Below are 19,477 nucleotides of genomic sequence, written 5' to 3' on the forward strand. Positions count from 1 at the left end.
CCGTGCCTCCTCGCGATCAGACCGCTCTGAGGTCGACGCTGCCCCCGGTCACGTCCACGGCGGCGATCCGCAATTGCACAGTCGAACCGGGGGCCGTCCCCGCAGAGACCGGCGCCGTCGCCGTCACAGCGGGCGCAGCGATCTGCACGGACGCGCGGTCCTCGCCGCGCATCTCGATGACGGTGGCCTCGATCACCTGTCCCACCAGAGGCTGCAGCAGCGCGGCCTCGACGCGGTTGATCGTCTCGGCATCCAGCACGGATGCCCGCTGCCCCGACTGCTGCATCAGCGTCGGCAGCTGGGTGAGCGACTCGCGTGCCCACTCCGGCGCGGGCCGGCCCTCCGACACGGCCAGGCAGATCGCCAGCGACCACCGGTCGACCAGCCGGCGCAGGGGAGCGGTGGCGTGGGCGTAGGGCGCGCCGATGGCCGCCTGTGCGAGATCGCCCTCGGGCAGCTCGCCGTCGAAGGTGATGTAGCCGGCGCCGCGGAAGAGCGACGCGGCAGCCTCCAGCACCGGCAGCGTCAGCGGGTCGGCCTTGTCGAGCGTCCGGAGGTATTCGCCGTACCGACCGGAGGTCCATGGCCGGCCGAGAGCCTCGGTCTGCCGCCGGAAGCGCTCGAATGCGCCCTCGTCGGGCTGCGGCATGGTGCGCAGCACACCCACCTTCGCGTCGATCATCAGCTCGGCAGCCGCCATGCCCGTCATCAGAGACAGCTGCGCGTTCCAGTCCTCGATGGCGAGCGGGTTGCGGCGCTCGATGTCGTATCGGCCGTCCTCGCGCTGCACGACCTCCTCATCCGGCAGGTTCAGGCTCGCGCCTCCGCGGTCGGCTTCCTGCGCACGGCGCAGCTCGCCGATCTCGCGCAGCAGACCAAGGTGGTCGTCCCCACCCCGATCGACGGATGCCTGTGCCGAGGCGTAGTCGAGCTGAGACCGCGAGCGGATCAGTGCCCGCTCCAGCCGGAAGTCCGTCTTCGACCCCTCGGCGTCGAGTGCGAAGGTCCACACCAGCGCCGGACGCTCGGCATCCGCCAGCAGAGACGCACGATCCTCCGACAGGACCCGAGGGTGCAGCGGGATGCTGCCGTCGGCGAGGTACAGCGTCTGCCCCCGTAGGCGCGCCTGCGCATCCACAGCGCCTCCGGGCGTCACGAAGCCGGGAACGTCCGCGATCGCGTAGCGCACCTGATAGCCGGATCCGGCGCGTTCGAGGTGGAACGCCTGGTCGAGATCCTTCGAACCCAGGGGGTCGAGGGTGACGAAGGGGACGTCGCGCAGATCGAGATCGGGCGTCGGTGCGCTCGCCGCCTCCGCTTCGGCGATCGCCTCCGGCGGGAACTCGACGGGCGCCTCGATCCCCTCGCGCAGTGCCGCCAGCGCCTCGGCGAGCTCGCTCTGCGCGGCGGAGGATGAGACGTGTGATCGACGCTGAGGCATGCTCCCACCCTACGCAGGGGCCTGTGCAACCTCGGGTAACAGCGGCCCCGCACCGCGGCACGGGCACTACCGTGAATGCATGACGAACGCTGACAAGGCCCGCACCCTGATCGACCTCTACGACGCTCCGGAGATCCTGCGCGTCGTCAACATCTGGGACGTAGTCTCGGCCAAGGCCGTCGCCGCCCTGCCCGGGACGAAGGCTCTCGCCACCGCAGGTCACTCGATCGCGGCGACCTTCGGCTACGCCGACGGGCAGATCCCGCGCGACATCATGATCGACTTCGTCGGACGCATCGCCGCCGGGGTCGACCTGCCCGTCACCGCCGACCTCGACGACGGCTACGGCGACGCCGGCGAGACCACCCGCCTCGCGATCGGCGTCGGCGTGGTCGGCGCGAACATCGAGGACCGTCTGGCGCCCTTCGCCGAGTCGGTCGCGAAGGTGGAGGCGATCGTCAAGGCCGCGGAGGCGGAGGGCGTGCCGTTCGCGCTCAACGCCCGCACCGACGCGATCGTGCGCGGCGGCGACAAGCCGCTTGCCGACAAGCTGGCGGACGCCGTCGAGCGCGGCCGTGCGTTCATCGACGCGGGCGCCACGGCGGTGTTCGTGCCCGGCGTGCTCGACGCCGATGCCACCCGCACCCTCGTCGACGGCATCGGCCGCAACAAGGTCAGCGTCATCGGTCTGCCGGGCGCGCTCGCCGCTGCCGAATACGAGGCGCTGGGCGTCTCACGCATCTCATACGGCCCCCTCACCCAGCGCGTGGCACTCACCACCCTGCAGGATCTCGCCACCGATCTGTATGCGAACGGCGTCATCCCCGAAGGCACGCGCGCGCTGAACTGATCGACGGCCGGGACGGGTGATCACGGGTCAGTAGACTTGCCCCGTGGTCACTCGTCTCTCGAATCTCTTCCTCCGCACGCTCCGCGAAGACCCGGCAGGTGCCGAGGTCGCCAGCCACAAGCTGCTGATCCGCGCGGGATACATCCGTCCGCAGGCGGCGGGCATCTTCGCGTGGCTGCCGCTGGGTCTTCGGGTGAAGGCGAAGATCGAGACGGTGATCCGCGAGGAGATGACCGCCGCGGGTGCCCAGGAGGTGCACTTCCCGGCGCTGATGCCCCGAGAGGCCTACGAGGCCACCGGCCGGTGGGACGAGTACGGCGACCTGCTGTTCCGGCTGCAGGACCGCAAGGGTGGCGACTATCTGCTCGCCCCCACCCACGAAGAGGCGTTCACCCTCCTCGTGAAGGACCTCTACTCGTCGTACAAGGACCTCCCCCTCACGATCTACCAGATCCAGGACAAGTACCGCGACGAGGCTCGTCCGCGGGCAGGCCTGCTGCGCGGCCGCGAGTTCACGATGAAGGACGCGTACTCCTTCGACGCCTCGGACGAGGGTCTCGACGCCAGCTACATGGCCCAGCGAGACGCCTACGAGCGCATCTTCCAGCGCCTCGGCCTCGAGTACGCGATCGTGCAGGCCGATGCCGGCGCGATGGGCGGCTCCCGAAGCGAGGAGTTCCTGCACCCGACGCCCGTCGGCGAGGACACCTTCGTCCGCAGCGATGGCGGCTACGCCGCCAACGTCGAGGCCTACACCACCACCGCTCCGGATGCCGTCGGCTGGGAGGGCGTGGAAGCGGCGACGATCTTCGATTCGCCCGACACCCCCACCATCGACACGCTCGTCGCACACGCGAACGCCGTGCTCGACGGCGAGTTCACCGCCGCGGACACGCTCAAGAACGTGGTGCTCGCACTGACGCACCTCGACGGCTCGCGCGAACTCGTCATCGTGGGGATCCCAGGCGACCGGGACGTCGATCTCAAGCGCGCCGAGGTCGCCTTCGCGCCCGCCGAGGTCGAGGCGGCCACCGACGCGGACTTCGAGCGGCACCCGCTGCTCGTGCGCGGCTACATCGGACCGTGGTCCGCGACCGGCCCGGTGCTCGGCGAGGATTCCGCCACGGGCATCCGGTACCTGGTCGATCCCCGCGTCGCCGACGGCACCCGCTGGATCACCGGTGCGAACATCGACCAGAAGCACGCGCACACGGTCGTCGCCGGCCGCGACTTCACGGCGGACGGCACCGTCGAGATCGCGAACGTCCGCGACGGCGACCCCGCACCCGACGGGTCGGGCCCGGTCTCGCTCGCACGCGGCATGGAGATCGGCCACGTCTTCCAGCTCGGCCGGAAGTACGCCGAGGCGCTGGGGCTGAAGGTGCTCGACCGGAACGGCAAGCTCGTCACCGTCACGATGGGCTCGTACGGCATCGGCGTCACTCGCATCCTGGCGATCATCGCCGAGCTGAACAACGACGAGAAGGGCCTCATCTGGCCGGCGTCCGTCGCGCCGTTCGACGTGCAGGTCGTGGCTGCGGGACGCGATCAGGTCGCGTTCGACGTGGCCGAGGACATCGCGAGCCGGCTGGAAGCCAGCCGCATCGACGTGCTCTACGACGACCGCGTGAAGGTGTCTCCCGGCGTGAAGTTCGGCGACGCCGAGCTCGTCGGCGTGCCGAAGATCGTGATCGTCGGTCGCGGTGCGGCCGAAGGTCAGGTCGAGCTCTGGGATCGCGTCACCGGCGAGCGGGAATCGGTCTCGGTCGACGACGCGGTCGCGCGACTCACCCGCTGACCTCTCCGGGCCGCCCGGGGAGGGCTGTGCCAGGGTGGAGACATGACCGATGCCACGCTTGACGATGACCTGCGCCACGAGCTGACCGCGCTGCTCGACAAGGCCGGCATCCGCGCAGAGCGGGGTCTCATCGCGCGGCTGCTGCAGACCTCGCTGTCGCTGGGCATGGAGAACACCGACCGTCTCGATCTGAAGATCGCCTCGGCGGCGCTGCAGGAGATGCACCTCGCGTTCCGCCTGTTCCAGCCCTTCCACCATGTGCCGAAGGTCACCGTGTTCGGCTCCGCTCGCACCGGGGAGGACGATCCGCTGTACCTGCAGGCGCGCGATGTGGCCTCGGCGCTCGCCGACGACGGGTGGATGGTCGTCACGGGTGCAGGCCCCGGCATCATGCAGGCGGCGGCCGAGGGTGCTGGATCGAAGATGTCGCTCGGGGTGTCGATCCGCCTGCCGTTCGAGGAGCGCGCCAACACGATCATCGCCGAGAGCACGCAGGTCGTGTCGATGAAGTACTTCTTCACGCGCAAGCTGATGCTGATCAAGGAGTCGCGCGGCTTCATCTGCCTGCCCGGCGGATTCGGCACCATGGATGAGATGTTCGAGCTGCTCACGCTGCAGCAGACCGGCAAGGCCGAGCCGATGCCGATCGTGCTTCTCGACGCGCCGGACGGAAGCTTCTGGAGCGGCCTGAAGCGCTTCGTCGATGAGCACCTCGCCCCGGCCGGCGTGATCTCGCCCCACGACCTCGACCGCGTGCTGATCACCGACTCGGTGGAGGAAGCAGCGGCCAGCGTCACCGGATTCTGGAGCAATTACGACTCGCTTCGCTGGGTCGAGGATCTGCTGGTGCTGCGGCTGGTGCACACCCCGACGGATGCCGAGGTCGAGAGCCTCAACGAGCGCTTCGGGCACATGTGCGCGACCGGTCGCATCGAGCGCACCGAGCCGCTCGACGTCGAGCGCGCGGCCGGCGACGTCGTCGAGCTGCCGCGCCTGGCGCTGCACCTCGAGCAGCGCAGCGTCGGTCAGCTCTACGCCCTCATCCGCGCGATCAACGATCTGCCCTCCGCGGGCTGAACGTCACCCAGTCGATCCCTGCTCGCGGGCGACGATCGCGGCGGCGAAGGCGGCTCTGTCGATCTGATGCCCGAGGATGCTCTCCGCCGACCGATGCCCCGAGGCGTAGGCGCCGCCCACAGTCGCGGGCTCCTCGCCCCAGGTCGCCTCGCCCGCGAAGCGCAGTCCGCCCGGGAACGGTCCCGCGAGCGCGTCGTGGTCGCGGTGCGACGCGCCGATCGGCAGGTGCGAGTACGAACCCCGCGAATACGCGTCGTCGCCCCAGCGGGTGACCCAGGAGGCGATCGGCTCACCCACCGCGCCGCCGTACAGGGCGCGCAGGGCGCGCACGGAGTCCGCCACGACCTCGGCATCCGGGAGCGTCTGCATGTGCCGGCCGAGCGGGCCGGCGGCGAACGTGAGCAGCGTCGGGATGCCGCTGATGGCCGACACGTCGTACCAGGAATGCCACCGCTCACCGGCCTCGCCCAGCGCGCGGATCACGTACGTGCCCTCATCCCAGAACCGCTCGGGGAACTGCACGAAGACCTTGTTGAACACGCCCATCCCCAGACGCGCGATGCTCTCGGTCGCCAGCGGGGGGAGAGGCGGGTCGAAGCGGATCGCCTGCGCCTGCAGCACTCCGAGCGGAACCGTGATCACCACGTCCGCGGCCGCGAATGCGTCCCCGTCGCTGCAGACGATCCATCCGCCTCTCGTCCGCTCGATGCTGTGCACCGTCTGAGCGAGGCGCACATCGACGCCGGAGGCGATACGCCGCGGAAGCTCGTCGTAGCCGCGGGGGAAGATGACCTCGTCGCCCTCGATGGCATCCTCATCCAGGCCGTGCGCGTCGAGATCGCCGATCCACGCGCCGCACTGCTCTTCGACGCGGTGGCGGAAGAACTCCCGGATCTCGTCGATGCGCTCCGGATCGAGCCCCGAGGCGTCCAGTGCGCGCTCGGTGACGTCGAGGTAGCTGTCGCCTGCGGAGGAGTGCGCGATCACATCGAGCAGATGCCCATCGACCGCCGTGACGTCGGCGACCCACTGCGCGGCCTCCTCGGCATCCATCCGGATGCCCGAGCCGCCGAAGTGCTCCATCGGCCGCCCGCCGGCCTGGAAGCTGCCCACCGTGAACTCCCGCGTCGGGATGCTGAGCGCCTGCACCAGCTCCCACAGCGGTGAGCTGCGGATGCCGTGGATCCAGGACGCGCCGAGATCGACGGGGAACCCCGCCGAGCGGTCGGTCGACATCCGGCCGCCGAGCCGGTCGCGTGCTTCGAGCACGACGACGGCCCGGCCGGCGTCTGCCAGCATCCGCGCACAGGTGAGGCCGGCCATCCCGGCGCCGACGACGACCGTGTCGAATCGCTCCATGGCTCCCAGTATGAGCGTGCATCGCCGCCGGGTCGCGAGTGACCTGCTCTCGGTGCGGTCGCGACGGATCGGCTATTCTTGTCTGATGCCCGCGGAGCGTCTGTCCGCGGTGAGAGCTGAATAGAGGAGACCGCTGATGGATATCGAACTCGCACTGCTGCGCGGAATCGAGAAGGAGAAGGCGATTCCCTTCGACGAACTCGTGTCGATCATCGAGCAGGCCATCCTCACCGCCTACGGCAAGCACGTCTCGGAAGACGGCACCGTCCCGGCCGGAGTGCGCGTGGAGCTGGACCGCAAGACCGGTCACGTCGCGGTGCTGCAGCCCGTGCGCGATGACGAGGACGCGGTGATCGGCGAGGAGGAGGCCACTCCCGAGAACTTCGGCCGCATCGCCGCGTACGCCGCGAAGCAGGTGATCAGCCAGCGTCTGCGCGACATCGCAGACGACGCCGTGCTGGGCGAATTCCGCGGCAAGGAGGGCGACATCGTCGCCGGCGTCATCCAGCAGGGCCCGAACCCGCGCATGATCCATGTGGACCTCGGCAGCGTCGAGGGCATCCTCCCGCCCGAGGAGCAGGTGCCGGGTGAGGAGTACACGCACGGACGCCGTCTGCGCGTCTACGTGACCAGCGTCGCCAAGGGGGCCAAGGGCCCGCAGATCACCGTCTCGCGCACGCACCCGGGGCTCGTCCGCAAGCTGTTCGCCCTCGAGGTGCCCGAGATCGCCGGCGGCCTCGTCGAGATCGTCTCCCTCGCCCGCGAGGCCGGGCACCGCACCAAGATCGCCGTGAAGGCCAACGACCCGTCGGTCAATGCCAAGGGCTCGTGCATCGGGGAGATGGGCCGCCGCGTCCGCGCGGTGACCGAGGAGCTCGCGGGGGAGAAGATCGACATCGTCGACCACCACCCCGACCTCGCGACCTTCGTCGCGCACGCGCTGTCGCCGGCGAAGGTCACGTCGTCGTTCGTGCTCGACGCCAGCACCAAGGCCGTCCGCGCACTGGTGCCCGACTACCAGCTGTCGCTCGCCATCGGCAAGGAGGGGCAGAACGCCCGTCTCGCCGCCAAGCTGACCGGCGCGAAGATCGACATCCAGCCCGACAGCGTGATGGAGTGAGTCCCCTCGACCTGTCCGCTCGCGGTGCGGCGGGCGTCGGTCGATGCGCCGAGGTGTAAGATGGATCCTGTACGAACGTGCGTAGGCTGCCGCGGTCGTGCCTCTCGGTCCGCCCTGATCAGGGTGGTCGTGCAGAACGACCGGCTCGTCGTCGACGAGCGGGCTGCTCTGCCGGGGAGGGGCGCGTGGCTGCATCCGTCGCCCGAGTGCCTCGACACCGCCCTGCGGCGACGGGCCTTCGCACGAGCACTCCGCGTGCCGCCGTCCATCGGGTTTCCCGAGGCGGAGGACGCGCAGACCATCCAACGGCACTTCCACCGGAACAAAGGCTGAACGGCTATGGAAACAAAGTGAACGGCTCGAAATGAGACCCGTCCGCGACTAGTGGTCTGCCCTGCCTGGGCGGACCGACCCAGACAGGAGAATTGTGGCTGCCAAACCACGTGTGCACGAGATCGCCGCCGAACTCGGCGTCGACAGCAAGTTCGCTCTCGCGAAGCTCAAGGAGCTCGGCGAGTTCGTGAAGAGCCCGTCTTCGACGGTCGAGCCCCCTGTGGCGCGCAAGCTGCGCGCCGCGATCGAGGCCGACCCGAACGCGAAGCCGGCAGAGAAGACCGAGGCGAAGCCGGCGGCCAAGTCCGCCCCCGCATCGTCCAAGGCGCCGACGCCCGGCCCCAAGCCGGGTCCCGCCAAGAAGGCGGCTCCGGTCGAGGCGCCCGCCGAGGCTCCCGCTGAGCCCGCGGCTGCCGCTCCTGCGGCTGAGCCCGCCGCTCCCGCAGCGACGTCCGGTGCACCCACGCCCGGGCCGGCCAAGCCCGCGGCTCCGAAGCCCGGCGGCAGCACTCCCGCTGCCGGCGACAGCGCACCGAAGCCCGGTGGCGCCCCCAAGCCCGGAGCTCCGCGCCCCGGCAACAACCCGTTCTCGTCCGCACAGGGCATGGGACAGCGTCCCGCCGGTCCCCGTCCGGGCAACAACCCGTTCGCGTCGCAGCAGGGCATGGGCCAGCGGCCGACGCCCGGCAACATCCCGCGTCCGCAGGCTCCCCGTCCCGGTTCGCCCCGCGTCGGCGCTCCGCGTCCCGGTCGTCCCGGTGGCGCTGGTGCGCGCGGTGGTCAGGGCGGTCGTCCCGGTGCTCCGTTCCAGCAGCGTCCCGGCGGCCCCGGTCGTCCCGGTGGCGCCGGTGCTGGTGCAGGTGCAGGTGGCGGGTTCCAGCGTCCGGGCGGCGGCTTCGCCGGTCGTCCCGGCGGTGGTGGCGGCCGTGGCCGTGGACCCGGCGGTGGCACCGCTGGTGCCTTCGGCAAGGGCGGCGGCAAGAGCAAGCAGCGCAAGTCGCGTCGGGCGAAGCGCCAAGAGTTCGAGATGCGGTCGGCGCCGGTCGTCGGCGGCATCAACGTCTCGAAGGGCAACGGCGAGATCATCCGCCTGCGCCGCGGCGCATCCATCGCGGACTTCGCAGACAAGCTCGAGGCACTGAACGGCTACACCGTCCAGCCCGGGACGCTGGTCACCATCCTCTTCAACCTGGGTGAGATGGCCACGGCCACCGAGTCGCTCGACGAGGCCACCTTCGAGGTGCTGGGTGAGGAGCTGGGCTACAAGATCCAGATGGTCTCGCCGGAGGACGAGGACAAGGAGCTCCTCGAGGGCTTCGGTCTCGACCTGGAGGGCGAGCTCGACGCCGAGAGCGGCGAGGATCTCGAGATCCGCCCGCCGGTGGTCACCGTCATGGGTCACGTCGATCACGGTAAGACCCGTCTGCTCGACGCGATCCGCCAGTCCAACGTGATCGAGGGCGAGGCCGGTGGCATCACCCAGCACATCGGCGCGTACCAGATCTGGACCGAGCACGACGGCATCGACCGCGCGGTCACCTTCATCGACACCCCCGGTCACGAGGCGTTCACCGCCATGCGTGCTCGTGGTGCGCAGGTGACCGACATCGCGATCCTCGTGGTCGCGGCCGACGACGGCATCATGCCGCAGACGGTGGAGGCGCTGAACCACGCGCAGGCCGCTCAGGTCCCGATCGTGGTCGCGGTCAACAAGGTCGACAAGCCCGAGGCGAACCCCGGTAAGGTGCGCCAGCAGCTGACCGAGTACGGACTGGTCGCCGAGGAGTACGGCGGCGACGTGCTGTTCGTCGATGTCTCGGCGCGCAACGGCACGGGCATCCAGGAGCTGGTCGACGCCGTCCTGCTGACGGCCGACGCCGGTCTCGACCTCACGGCCAACCCGAACAAGGCAGCCCGCGGTGTCGCCATCGAGGCGAAGCTCGACAAGGGCCGCGGTTCGGTCGCCACCGTGCTGATCCAGTCCGGAACGCTGCACGTCGGCGACTCGATCGTCGCCGGCACCGCCTATGGCCGGGTGCGCGCCATGCTCGACGAGAACGGAGATGCGGTGGAGTACGCCGCACCGTCGCGCCCGGTGCAGGTGCAGGGTCTGAACTCCGTGCCGCGCGCCGGCGACGTCTTCATCGTCACCGAGGAAGACCGGATGGCGCGTCAGATCGCCGAGAAGCGCGAAGCCGTTCAGCGCAACGCCCTGCTGGCCAAGGCCCGCAAGCGCATCTCGCTCGAGGACTTCACCCGCGCTCTCGAAGAGGGCAAGGTCGAGACGCTCAACCTCATCATCAAGGGCGACGTGTCCGGTGCCGTTGAGGCGCTGGAGGAGTCGCTGCTCAAGATCGAGGTCGACGACTCGGTGCAGCTGCGGATCATCCACCGCGGCGTCGGTGCAGTCACCGAGTCGGATGTGAACCTGGCGACGATCGACAACGCGATCATCGTGGGCTTCAACGTCCGCCCCGACCCGAAGGCCCGTGAGGCGGCCGCCCGCGAGGGCGTCGACGTGCGGTTCTACTCGGTCATCTACTCCGCGATCGACGAGATCGAGAGCTCGCTCAAGGGCATGCTCAAGCCGGAGTACGAAGAGGTCAAGTCGGGTGTCGCCGAGATCCGCGAGGTGTTCCGCTCCTCGAAGTTCGGCAACATCGCCGGTGTCATCGTCCGCTCCGGAACGATCACGCGCAACGCCAAGGCGCGCGTCATCCGCGACGGCGTCGTCATCGCCGATGGCCTGGCCATCGAGTCGCTGCGCCGCTTCAAGGACGACGTCACCGAGGTCCGCACGGACTTCGAGGCGGGTATCGGCCTGGGCAAGTACAACGACATCCAGATCGGCGACGAGATCGAGACGACCGAGCTCGTCGAGAAGCCTCGCGGCTGACGCTGAATGCTGCTCCGGCGGCTGCCTTTCCTTCGCTCGCAGAGTGGGCCCCTGCCCCGATGCTCGCGAAGGAAAGGCAGCCGCCTCCGCGGTTCACAGCCGCATCCGCTCGGAAGGTATAGGAAAAGGGAATGGCTGGAGAACGACAGGCACGACTCGCGGATCGCATCCGCGTCATCCTCGCCGAGCGCCTCGAGAAGGGGCTGCGCGATCCGCGCCTCGGATTCGTGACCATCACGGAGGTGCGCGTCTCAGGCGACCTGCAGCACGCCTCGGTGTTCTACACCGTGCTCGGCACGGATGAGGAGCGCGTCGCCAGCGGCGCGGCCCTCACGTCGGCGACCGGGCTGCTGCGCAAGGAGGTGGGCCGTCAGCTCAACGTGCGCCTCGTGCCCACGCTCGAGTTCATCCCCGACGCGCTGCCGGAGAGCGCCGGCCACATCGCCGACCTTCTGCGCGAGGCGCGCGAGCGCGACGCGGAGGTGGCGAAGCTGGCGTCGTCCGCGACCCACGCCGGCGAGGCCGACCCGTACCGTCGCGACGACGAAGACGAGGACTGACGCCGGCGAGGACTGACGCCGATCCCGTTCACCGGGGCAGCATCAGCATCCCGGCGGTCGCCTCGATGAGCCCGTCTGCGACGAGCGAGTCTATGGCGCGGTCGCGCTGCACGGCATCCGGCCAGTCGGCGGCGACCGATTCCGCCGCCAGCCGGTGGTCGGTCGCGACGCGCAGGGTGCGGAGCACGGCCCCGCGCGCCTGACGATCCGACCCCTCGTAGCGCGCCTGCCGGCGACGCGAGTCGCCGGTGTCGGGCCGGCCTGCGGCCAGCCACGCGCATCCGGATGCCAGAGGGCAGACCTCGCACTTGGGTGCGCGCGCCGTGCAGACCACGGCGCCGAGTTCCATCATGGCGGCGTTGAAGATCGCCGACTCCGTGACGTCGTCGGGGAGGAGATCTGCCATCCGCGTGAGATCGCGCTTCGCGGGCGGGCCGGGCTGCGAGCGGCCGTCGACCGCCCTGGCGATCACGCGACGCGTGTTCGTGTCGACGACCGGATGCCGGTCGCCGTAGTGGAAGACCGCCACGGCGCGTGCGGTGTACTCGCCGATCCCGGAGAGGGCGAGCAGGGCGGGCACGTCGCGCGGCACGATGCCCTCGTGACGCTCGACGATCTCGATCGCCGCGCGGTGCAGCCACAGCGCACGCCGCGGGTAGCCGAGGTTCGCCCACTGATGCACGACCTCCGCCGGAGTCGCCTGCGACATGTCGGCGGGGGCCGGCCAGCGGCGCAGCCACGCGTCCAGGTGGGGGATGACCCTGCTCACCGGCGTCTGCTGCAGCATGAACTCGCTCACCAGGGTGCCCCAGGCGCCGTACTCGGTCGCGAACTCCTCGCGGCGCCATGGCAGGTCGCGCGCTGTCGCCGCGTACCACGCGAGCAGATCGCCACGCCAGACGGTGGCGGGCGTCGACGAGGGCACGGGCATCCGACCAGCCTATGTCGCAGGCGTCCCCGTTCGACCCACCGGCGACCGCATGCACACGCTCTAGGCTTGAGGGATGGTCTCACCCGGCATCCTGCTCGTCGACAAGCCCGGCGGGCTGACCAGCCACGACGTCGTCGCCCGCACCAGGCGCGCTTTCGGAACCCGCAAGGTCGGGCACGCCGGAACCCTCGACCCCATGGCGACGGGGCTGCTGGTGATCGGCATCGAGGGGGCGACCCGGCTGCTCACCTACGTCGTCGGCGCCGACAAGACCTACACGGCCACCATCCGTCTCGGGATGCGCACGACCACGGACGACGCCGAGGGCGAGCCCGTCGCGACAGCGGAGGCTGCGGCGGTCGAGGCGATCACCGACGACGGCATCGCCGGGGGCATCGCGGCACTCACCGGCCCCATCTCGCAGGTGCCCAGCTCGGTGTCGGCGATCAAGGTCGATGGGAGGCGCGCGTACGATCGCGTGCGAGCGGGCGAAGAAGTCGAGCTCGCCGCGCGGCAGGTGACGGTCTCGCGTTTTCAGGTGCTCGGCACCCGACGTGTCGACGGGTTCATCGATCTGGACGTCGTGGTGGACTGCTCGTCGGGAACATACATCCGCGCCCTCGCCCGTGATCTGGGCGCGGCGCTCGGCGTCGGCGGCCATCTCACCGCCCTGCGACGCACCCGCGTCGGCGGCTTCGAGATCGCAGGTGCGGTCGGCATCGACGAGCTCGACTCCGCGACGATGCTCACGCCAGCCGAGGCTGCCGCGCGCACCATGCCGGTTCTGCCGGTCTCTGCTGAGGAGGCGACAGATCTGCGCCACGGCAAGCGGCTGCACGGCCAGGCGAGCCGGCTGACCGGTTCCGAGGTCGCGGCGATCGACCCGGATGGTCAGCTCATCGGAGTGATCGAGGCGCGAGGGAAGGACATCAAGAGCGCGATGAACATGCCGGAGGTGCAGGGATGATCCTGTGGTTCACCATGACGCAGATCGCCGTCGCGTGCGCCGCCGGACTGTTCTGCCTGATCGCGGGACTCGCCGGACGCCGTCCGAGCGATTGGACCGTCGGGAGCCTGCTGCTGGTCGAGCTGCTGCTCATCGCGCAGGTGGTCGTGGCGATCATCGCCCCGCTCGCCGGCAACCCGCCCACCGGCGACCTGCTCGAGTTCTGGGTCTACCTCGTCTCGGCCGTTCTGCTGCCCCTCGGGGGCACGGCATGGGCCCTGCTCGATCGCACGCGGTGGAGCACGGTCATCCTGGGCGTGATCGGTCTGTCGCTGGGCATCATGCTGTGGCGGATGCACGCGATCTGGACGATCCAGATCGCGTGACCGCGCCGGTGCCGGTCGTCGCCGCGCGTAAGATGGACGACGCAATGTCCCACACCGTTTCGCGCGCCCGGATGACGGGCATCGGCCGAGTCCTCGTCGTCGTCTACGCCGTGATGGCCCTGGCTGCCGCCGGTCGCAGCTTCGTTCAGGTCATCCGCCGCTTCGACGAGGCACCGCTGGCGTACAGCCTGTCGGCGCTGGCCGCAGGAGTGTACATCCTCGCCACGCTGGCCCTCGTGCTCGCGCACCGCCGCGGCTGGTACACGGTCGCCTGGGTGGCGATCGTCTTCGAGCTGACCGGTGTGATCGTGGTCGGCGCCCTCAGTCTGCTGGCGCCGGAGCTGTTCGGTCACGACAGCGTGTGGTCGTACTTCGGCATGGGCTACCTCTTCATTCCCCTGGTGCTGCCCGTGTTCGGCCTGTGGTGGCTGCGCACCCACCGCCCCCAGGGGGCTTCAGCATGATCGTCTTCCGCGATCCGTCGGAGGTGCCCGCCGACTTCGGGCGGTCCGTCATCGCGATCGGCAAGTTCGACGGCGTGCATGTCGGGCACCGCGCGGTCATCGAGCGGATGCGCGAGGATGCGCGCGCGATCGGCGCCCGCACCGTCGCCGTCACCTTCGACCGGAATCCCCTCGAGGTGCTGCGACCCGAGCTGTGCCCCGAGAACGTGGTCGCCATCGACCGCAAGGTCGAGCTTCTCGGCGAGCTCGACCTCGATGCCACTCTCGTGCTCACCTTCGACCGCGCGCTGGCATCCGTGCCCGCCGAGGACTTCGTCCGCGACATCCTGGTCGACGCGCTGCACGCCGCCATGATCCTGGTCGGCCGGGACTTCCGCTTCGGTCGCGGAGGTGCCGGTGACCCCGAGCTGCTGCAGAAGCTCGGACCGCAGCACGGCTTCACCGTCGACGTCGTCGACGACGTCACTCCGGAAGGCGGCGGACGCAGGGTTTCGTCGACATGGGTGCGCGAGCTGCTCGCCGCCGGCGACGTCGCGCAGGCTGCCGGGGTGCTCGGCCGGCCGGTCACCGTGACCGGCGAGGTCGTGCACGGTCTCAAGCGCGGCCGCGAGCTGGGATTCCCCACTGCCAACCTGTCGGAGATGATCGACGCGCTGGCTCCCGCCGACGGCGTGTACGCCGGCTGGCTGCACGACCACGACACGGGCATCCGGCATCCGGCTGCGATCTCTGTCGGCACCAACCCGACGTTCGACGACGTCGAGCGTCGCCAGGTGGAGGCGCATGTTCTCGATGAGACCGGGCTCGATCTGTACGGGCATCGCGTGACGGTCGAGTTCACCGATCACCTGCGCGGCATGGTGGCGTTCGAGGGGATGGATGCCCTCATCGCCCAGATGGCCGACGACGTGTCGGTCGCCCGCAGCCGCCTCCTCGGCCAGGGCTGAATCCTTGCCGCGCGGACTCCCGCTCGGTCTTGCGGTGCGGAGCCCCCGAACAGGTACGATCGGGGCATGTCGGGTCGGACGCCTCTCGCGATCTTCAGCGCTGTGATCATCGCCGTTGCGGTGAGCGCCTGCGCCCCCGGTGCGCCCGAGCCCACGGCGTCCGACACGCCGACAGGCGGCCCGAGTTCCGCGAGCACGAGCACGCCTGTGCCTCCGACCACGGCCGCCCCTGCCGACGACTCCATAGCACTCCCCGCAGCATGCGACGACGTCTTCAGTGCGTCGATGCGCGACCGCCTCATCGCGGCGCAGCTTCCCCTGGACGACCCGACCCTGACCATGCCCTCGACCGACCTGGCGACCGGAGCGCAGATGCTCGAGGGTCTTCCGCATCTGCGCTGCACGTGGGGTGTGGCGTCGGAGGTGGGCATCGCGACGACGATCGCCCTCGTCGATGCAGAGCAGTCCAAGAACCTGCGTGATGCGTACCAGGCCGAGGGGATGGCCTGCGAGGTCGTCGCCGGCGACCCGCAGCAGACGCGCTGCCTCGCCGAGGAGAGGTTCGAGGACGAGATGCCCGGTGCGATCGGCGAGATCCAGATCTTCCAGGCCAATGCGTGGCTTTCGACGAAGTGGATCAACGTCGACATGAAGGGGTACGCCGACGACATGGTAGCTCGGCTCTGGGGATGACCCCAGTCATGGCGTAGACTGTCGATGAGGGTTCTGGCATCGGCGTTTCTGACCAGGTCCGCACCCAACCCTCGCACTCCGCATTCTCGCGGTCGCCTCATCGGAGCCGCTCACGGAGAGCAGCATCCGGCCCCGCCGGATGACCGGTACTCACGCTCAGGAGGAGCATGCCGAGCACGGCGACCGCCGCCCCGCGGCGAAAGAAGACGTCCCGTCGAGATGAAGAGGCGCCGCTGATCCCGATCCTCGCACGCAAGGTGCGCGAGATCGAGGCGAAGGCGCAGCGCGCCAAGCTGGGCCCGACCAACCGCGTCAAGTTCCAGGTGATCGCGTTCCTGGTGCGCGAGGAGCGCGCCAGGGTGAAGGCCGACGGCGAGGTGACCGACGCCGCCCGCGTCGAGCTGCTCAAGCGGCTCGACGGCGTCGCCACGATCCTCGCGAAGACCGCCGCCCGCGACACCTCGCTGATCCAGCTGCTCGAGGCCGACCAGGCGACGTCGCCCGTCGCCAAGCGCATGCGCCGTGACTGGCTGCTCGAGTCGGGAGCCGAGCTGGCTCCCGAAGAGCTGGTGATCACCGACATCGCGCCGATCGTGCAGACCCCGGTCGTTCCGGCCGCGCTCGCCGAGAAGCAGGTGACCCCGCCGGCGGTCGAGTCGCGTCTGCTGGCATCGCCGTTCCTGGCCCCTGACCTGACGCCCCGCCCTGCGGCCGTGCCCCGCCGCCGGCTCGATGGGTGGGAGCTCATGGGACCGCTGTACAAGGCCTTCGAGTCGGGCGCCGGCGGGGGAGCGGCCACGATGGAACTGCCCCCGACCCCCGAGTACGACCACATCTCGCCCAAGGGGCGCGAGGTCATGGTGCACCAGTCCCGCTTCGTCGAGGCTGTGCGCTCGGGACACCGCAGCTTCCTGCTCGCCGACGAGCCCGGCCTCGGCAAGACCGCGCAGTCGGTGCTCGCCGCCTCGGTCGCGGATGCCTACCCGCTGCTCGTCGTGGTGCCGAACGTGGTCAAGATGAACTGGGCACGCGAGGTCGAGCGATGGACGCCGCAGCGCCGCGCCGCGGTGATCCAGGGTGACGGCGCCGACATCGACGCCTTCGCCGATGTGTTCATCGTCAACTACGAGATCCTCGACCGGCACCTCTCGTGGCTCGGCTCGATCGGGCTCAAGGGCATGGTCGTCGACGAGGCGCACTTCATCAAGAACCTGTCATCGCAGCGTTCGCAGAACGTCTTGGCGCTCGCGGCCCGCATCCGCGAGAGCGCGCGCGATCCGCTGATGCTCGCGCTGACGGGCACGCCGCTGATCAACGACGTCGAGGACTTCGACGCCATCTGGCGCTTCCTCGGCTGGACGAACGGCGAGAAGCCCGAGCCGGAGCTGATGGAGAAGCTCGACGCCACGGGACTGACGCCTGCGGACAAGTCCTTCTACGCCGAGGCTCGCGAGGCCGTCATCTCGATGGGCATCGTGCGGCGGAAGAAGAAGGACGTCGCCGCCGACCTGCCCGACAAGCTCATCGCCGATCTGCCGGTGCAGCTGGACGATGAGTTCGGCCGCGGCATCCGGGCGGCGGAGCGCGAGCTGGGCGAGCGCATGGCCGCGAAGTACCGCCGGATCGTCGAAGCGCGCACGGCCGCACACGGCACATCTGCAGGTGGGTCCCTGAGCTCGTCGAAGGGCATCGACGACGACATCGTGCGTCTCGTCGCCCACAACGAACTCGAGGAGTCGAAGGCCGCCGGAGCCGGCGGCGACAACGTCTTCACCATGGTGCGCAAGATCGGTCAGGCTAAGGCCCTGCTCGCCGCCGACTACGCCGCCCAGCTTCAGCGGTCGGTCGGGAAGGTCGTGTTCTTCGCGAAGCACGTCGACGTGATGGATCAGGCCGAGGCGCACTTCGCCGCCGCCGGGATCAAGTCGGTGTCGATTCGGGGCGACCAGACGACACCCGTGCGCCAGCAGGCGATCGACGCCTTCAACACCGATCCCGAGGTGGGCGTCGCGGTGTGCTCGCTCACCGCAGCCGGCGTCGGCGTCAACCTGCAGGTCGCCTCCAACGTCGTGCTCGCAGAGCTGAGCTGGACGGCGGCGGAGCAGACGCAGGCGATCGACCGCGTGCACCGCATCGGCCAGGACGAGCCGGTCACCGCGTGGCGCATCATCGCCGCGCACACGCTCGACACGAAGATCGCCGAGCTCATCGACCAGAAGCAGGGTCTGGCCGCCCGCGCCCTCGACGGTGAGGCCGTCGCGGAGGAGCCGGGCGAGTCGGTGCAGATGGCCGCGCTCATGCACCTGCTGCGGGAGGCTCTGGGCGCGGAGTGACGCGAACCTGAGAACGGGCGTTAAGAACTCGTGTTCTTGGCGCCCGTTTTCGCGTCCGGGGAGGGAATCTGCCCAAGAATCTCGCATCACTGCGGTGACGTCGGCAAGATCGTTCGTTTTCGCGCATGCGGAATGGCTTTTCGGGCCCGATGGGCACTAGGGTCGAGACAGGCAGCGTCGCCTCTTCTACCCTTTCCCTGAAGCACGAAGGCAGCAGCATGAAGATCGGCATCCTCACCAGCGGCGGCGACTGTCCCGGGCTCAACGCGGTCATCCGCGGCATCGTGCTCAAGGGCACCACCACGTATGACCTCGAGTTCGTCGGCATCCGCGACGGCTGGCGCGGCGTCGTCGACGGCGACTTCTTCCCGCTCACCCGCCACGAGGTGAAGGGGCTGTCGAAGGTCGGCGGCACGATCCTCGGCACGAGCCGCACCAACCCGTACGAAGGCGCTCGTGGGGGAGCCGAGAACATCGCCAAGACGATGTACGGTCACCGGATCGACGGCATCGTCGCGATCGGCGGCGAGGGCACGCTCGCGGCCGCAGATCGCCTGGCCAAGGACGGCATCAACGTGCTCGGCGTGCCCAAGACGATCGACAACGACCTTCGCGCGACCGACTACTCCTTCGGCTTCGACACCGCTGTGAACATCGCCACCGACGCGATGGACCGCCTGCGCACGACGGGCGATTCGCACCAGCGCTGCATGGTCGCCGAGGTCATGGGCCGGCACGTGGGCTGGATCGCGCTGCACGCCGGCATGGCCGCGGGTGCGCACGTCATCTGCATCCCCGAGGTGCCGATGTCGATGGACGAGATCTGCTCGCTGGTCAGCAGCGCCGCCGCGCGCGGGCGCGCGCCGCTCGTCGTCGTCTCGGAGGGTTTCACGCTCAAGGGCATGGATGAGGCTTACAGCGACAAGGGGCTCGACGCGTTCAACCGTCCGCGCCTGGGCGGCATCAGCGAGATCCTCGCTCCCGAGATCGAGCGGATCACCGGGATCGAGACGCGTTCCACCGTGCTGGGACATATCCAGCGCGGCGGGTCGCCGTCGGGTTTCGACCGGGTTCTCGCGACGCGGCTCGGCCTGCATGCCGCCGACGCCCTCGTCGACGGTGCGTGGGGCCAGATGGTCGCGATGCGCGGCACCGACATCGTCCGCGTGCCGTTCGCCGAGGCGCTGGGCGAGCTGAACACTGTCCCTCGCGCCCGCTACGACGAAGCGGCCGCGCTGTTCGGCTGAGCTCCATGGCCTGCCCGCGATCCGGCAGGGTGACTGAGATCCGGACGTTTCGCGTGCGGGCATCCGGATCTGGGTCGGGATGCCGGATCTCGGCGC

General features: G+C 69.7%; 17 protein-coding genes. 14 read left to right on the forward strand and 3 right to left on the reverse strand.

The window, feature by feature from the left end; translation table 11 throughout:
• Nucleotides 1-16: 16 nt before the first annotated feature.
• A complete protein-coding gene (locus ACIPV2_RS04260; protein WP_400838816.1) occupies nucleotides 17-1,441 on the reverse strand; it encodes an RNB domain-containing ribonuclease in 1,425 nt (474 codons plus the stop codon).
• A 79-nt stretch (nucleotides 1,442-1,520) separates the two neighbouring features.
• On the opposite strand from ACIPV2_RS04260, the gene ACIPV2_RS04265 reads away from it, so the two are divergent.
• From ACIPV2_RS04265 to ACIPV2_RS04275, 3 genes are read left to right on the forward strand one after another with little or no spacing between them, the layout of a single operon-like run.
• Nucleotides 1,521-2,291 (forward strand): isocitrate lyase/phosphoenolpyruvate mutase family protein, encoded by a 771-nt coding sequence (locus tag ACIPV2_RS04265; protein WP_400838818.1) that lies wholly within the window; start codon nucleotides 1,521-1,523, stop codon nucleotides 2,289-2,291.
• 43 nt (nucleotides 2,292-2,334) lie between these two features.
• On the forward strand, nucleotides 2,335-4,089 hold the full coding sequence (locus ACIPV2_RS04270) for a proline--tRNA ligase (RefSeq protein ID WP_400838820.1): 1,755 nt from the start codon (nucleotides 2,335-2,337) through the stop codon (nucleotides 4,087-4,089).
• A gap of 42 nt (nucleotides 4,090-4,131) precedes the next feature.
• Nucleotides 4,132-5,166, forward strand: coding sequence for a TIGR00730 family Rossman fold protein (locus ACIPV2_RS04275; RefSeq protein WP_400838822.1), 1,035 nt, complete (start codon nucleotides 4,132-4,134; stop codon nucleotides 5,164-5,166).
• A 3-nt stretch (nucleotides 5,167-5,169) separates the two neighbouring features.
• Here the strand turns inward: ACIPV2_RS04275 and ACIPV2_RS04280 are convergent, their stop codons facing one another.
• Complete coding sequence (locus ACIPV2_RS04280) at nucleotides 5,170-6,525, reverse strand: flavin monoamine oxidase family protein (RefSeq protein ID WP_400838824.1); 1,356 nt, start codon at nucleotides 6,523-6,525, stop codon at nucleotides 5,170-5,172.
• 136 nt (nucleotides 6,526-6,661) lie between these two features.
• Between ACIPV2_RS04280 and nusA the strand changes: the two genes are divergently transcribed.
• From nusA to rbfA, 4 genes are all read left to right on the forward strand, one after another.
• A complete protein-coding gene (nusA, locus tag ACIPV2_RS04285) occupies nucleotides 6,662-7,645 on the forward strand; it encodes a transcription termination factor NusA (RefSeq protein WP_400838826.1) in 984 nt (327 codons plus the stop codon).
• Nucleotides 7,646-7,705: 60 nt separating this feature from the next.
• Nucleotides 7,706-7,978, forward strand: a complete 273-nt coding sequence (locus ACIPV2_RS04290) for a YlxR family protein (protein WP_101187049.1) — start codon at nucleotides 7,706-7,708, stop codon at nucleotides 7,976-7,978.
• A 94-nt stretch (nucleotides 7,979-8,072) separates the two neighbouring features.
• Complete coding sequence (gene infB / locus ACIPV2_RS04295) at nucleotides 8,073-10,874, forward strand: translation initiation factor IF-2 (RefSeq protein WP_400838828.1); 2,802 nt, start codon at nucleotides 8,073-8,075, stop codon at nucleotides 10,872-10,874.
• A gap of 131 nt (nucleotides 10,875-11,005) precedes the next feature.
• Nucleotides 11,006-11,434, forward strand: a complete 429-nt coding sequence (rbfA, locus tag ACIPV2_RS04300) for a 30S ribosome-binding factor RbfA (protein WP_191711764.1) — start codon at nucleotides 11,006-11,008, stop codon at nucleotides 11,432-11,434.
• Between the two features lie 28 nt (nucleotides 11,435-11,462).
• On the opposite strand, the gene ACIPV2_RS04305 is transcribed toward rbfA, so the two are convergent.
• The gene (locus tag ACIPV2_RS04305) at nucleotides 11,463-12,365 is read right to left on the reverse strand and encodes an A/G-specific adenine glycosylase (protein ID WP_400838830.1); all 903 of its coding nucleotides are present in this window, start codon (nucleotides 12,363-12,365) and stop codon (nucleotides 11,463-11,465) included.
• 73 nt (nucleotides 12,366-12,438) lie between these two features.
• Between ACIPV2_RS04305 and truB the strand changes: the two genes are divergently transcribed.
• From truB to ACIPV2_RS04340, 7 genes are all read left to right on the forward strand, one after another.
• Nucleotides 12,439-13,332 carry a tRNA pseudouridine(55) synthase TruB gene (truB, locus tag ACIPV2_RS04310; protein WP_400838832.1) on the forward strand — a complete coding sequence of 298 codons (894 nt, stop codon included), beginning with the start codon at nucleotides 12,439-12,441 and terminating at the stop codon, nucleotides 13,330-13,332.
• Nucleotides 13,329-13,697 carry a hypothetical protein gene (locus ACIPV2_RS04315; RefSeq protein ID WP_400838834.1) on the forward strand — a complete coding sequence of 123 codons (369 nt, stop codon included), beginning with the start codon at nucleotides 13,329-13,331 and terminating at the stop codon, nucleotides 13,695-13,697. Before truB ends, ACIPV2_RS04315 begins: the two co-directional genes overlap by 4 nt.
• Nucleotides 13,698-13,768: 71 nt before the next feature.
• Nucleotides 13,769-14,161 carry a hypothetical protein gene (locus ACIPV2_RS04320; protein WP_400839915.1) on the forward strand — a complete coding sequence of 131 codons (393 nt, stop codon included), beginning with the start codon at nucleotides 13,769-13,771 and terminating at the stop codon, nucleotides 14,159-14,161.
• Complete coding sequence (locus ACIPV2_RS04325) at nucleotides 14,158-15,108, forward strand: bifunctional riboflavin kinase/FAD synthetase (RefSeq protein WP_400838836.1); 951 nt, start codon at nucleotides 14,158-14,160, stop codon at nucleotides 15,106-15,108. The genes ACIPV2_RS04320 and ACIPV2_RS04325 overlap by 4 nt, the downstream gene beginning before the upstream one ends.
• 66 nt (nucleotides 15,109-15,174) lie before the next feature.
• Nucleotides 15,175-15,801: a hypothetical protein gene (locus ACIPV2_RS04330; RefSeq protein ID WP_400838838.1), complete on the forward strand. Its 627-nt coding sequence runs from the start codon at nucleotides 15,175-15,177 to the stop codon at nucleotides 15,799-15,801.
• Between the two features lie 167 nt (nucleotides 15,802-15,968).
• The gene (locus tag ACIPV2_RS04335; RefSeq protein ID WP_400838840.1) at nucleotides 15,969-18,134 is read left to right on the forward strand and encodes a DEAD/DEAH box helicase; all 2,166 of its coding nucleotides are present in this window, start codon (nucleotides 15,969-15,971) and stop codon (nucleotides 18,132-18,134) included.
• Between the two features lie 218 nt (nucleotides 18,135-18,352).
• Nucleotides 18,353-19,381, forward strand: coding sequence for an ATP-dependent 6-phosphofructokinase (locus ACIPV2_RS04340; RefSeq protein WP_101187041.1), 1,029 nt, complete (start codon nucleotides 18,353-18,355; stop codon nucleotides 19,379-19,381).
• Nucleotides 19,382-19,477: the final 96 nt, after the last annotated feature.

It is taken from the genome of Microbacterium sp. NPDC089987 (genome assembly GCF_044748505.1).
In the GTDB taxonomy this organism is placed as follows: Bacteria; Actinomycetota; Actinomycetes; order Actinomycetales; family Microbacteriaceae; genus Microbacterium.

Excerpts from the sequence above, each read along its gene's own strand:
- ACIPV2_RS04315 (WP_400838834.1), top strand. The coding sequence starts at position 13,329 with ATGATCCTGTGGTTCACCATGACGCAGATCGCCGTCGCGTGCGCCGCC.
- ACIPV2_RS04265 (WP_400838818.1), top strand. The coding sequence starts at position 1,521 with ATGACGAACGCTGACAAGGCCCGCACCCTGATCGACCTCTACGACGCT.
- ACIPV2_RS04320 (WP_400839915.1), top strand. The coding sequence starts at position 13,769 with ATGACGGGCATCGGCCGAGTCCTCGTCGTCGTCTACGCCGTGATGGCC.
- ACIPV2_RS04275 (WP_400838822.1), top strand. The coding sequence starts at position 4,132 with ATGACCGATGCCACGCTTGACGATGACCTGCGCCACGAGCTGACCGCG.
- ACIPV2_RS04280 (WP_400838824.1), bottom strand. The coding sequence starts at position 6,525 with ATGGAGCGATTCGACACGGTCGTCGTCGGCGCCGGGATGGCCGGCCTC.
- ACIPV2_RS04290 (WP_101187049.1), top strand. The coding sequence starts at position 7,706 with ATGGATCCTGTACGAACGTGCGTAGGCTGCCGCGGTCGTGCCTCTCGG.
- truB (WP_400838832.1), top strand. The coding sequence starts at position 12,439 with ATGGTCTCACCCGGCATCCTGCTCGTCGACAAGCCCGGCGGGCTGACC.
- nusA (WP_400838826.1), top strand. The coding sequence starts at position 6,662 with ATGGATATCGAACTCGCACTGCTGCGCGGAATCGAGAAGGAGAAGGCG.
- ACIPV2_RS04340 (WP_101187041.1), top strand. The coding sequence starts at position 18,353 with ATGAAGATCGGCATCCTCACCAGCGGCGGCGACTGTCCCGGGCTCAAC.
- ACIPV2_RS04335 (WP_400838840.1), top strand. The coding sequence starts at position 15,969 with ATGCCGAGCACGGCGACCGCCGCCCCGCGGCGAAAGAAGACGTCCCGT.
- ACIPV2_RS04330 (WP_400838838.1), top strand. The coding sequence starts at position 15,175 with ATGTCGGGTCGGACGCCTCTCGCGATCTTCAGCGCTGTGATCATCGCC.
- ACIPV2_RS04325 (WP_400838836.1), top strand. The coding sequence starts at position 14,158 with ATGATCGTCTTCCGCGATCCGTCGGAGGTGCCCGCCGACTTCGGGCGG.
- rbfA (WP_191711764.1), top strand. The coding sequence starts at position 11,006 with ATGGCTGGAGAACGACAGGCACGACTCGCGGATCGCATCCGCGTCATC.
- ACIPV2_RS04305 (WP_400838830.1), bottom strand. The coding sequence starts at position 12,365 with ATGCCCGTGCCCTCGTCGACGCCCGCCACCGTCTGGCGTGGCGATCTG.
- ACIPV2_RS04260 (WP_400838816.1), bottom strand. The coding sequence starts at position 1,441 with ATGCCTCAGCGTCGATCACACGTCTCATCCTCCGCCGCGCAGAGCGAG.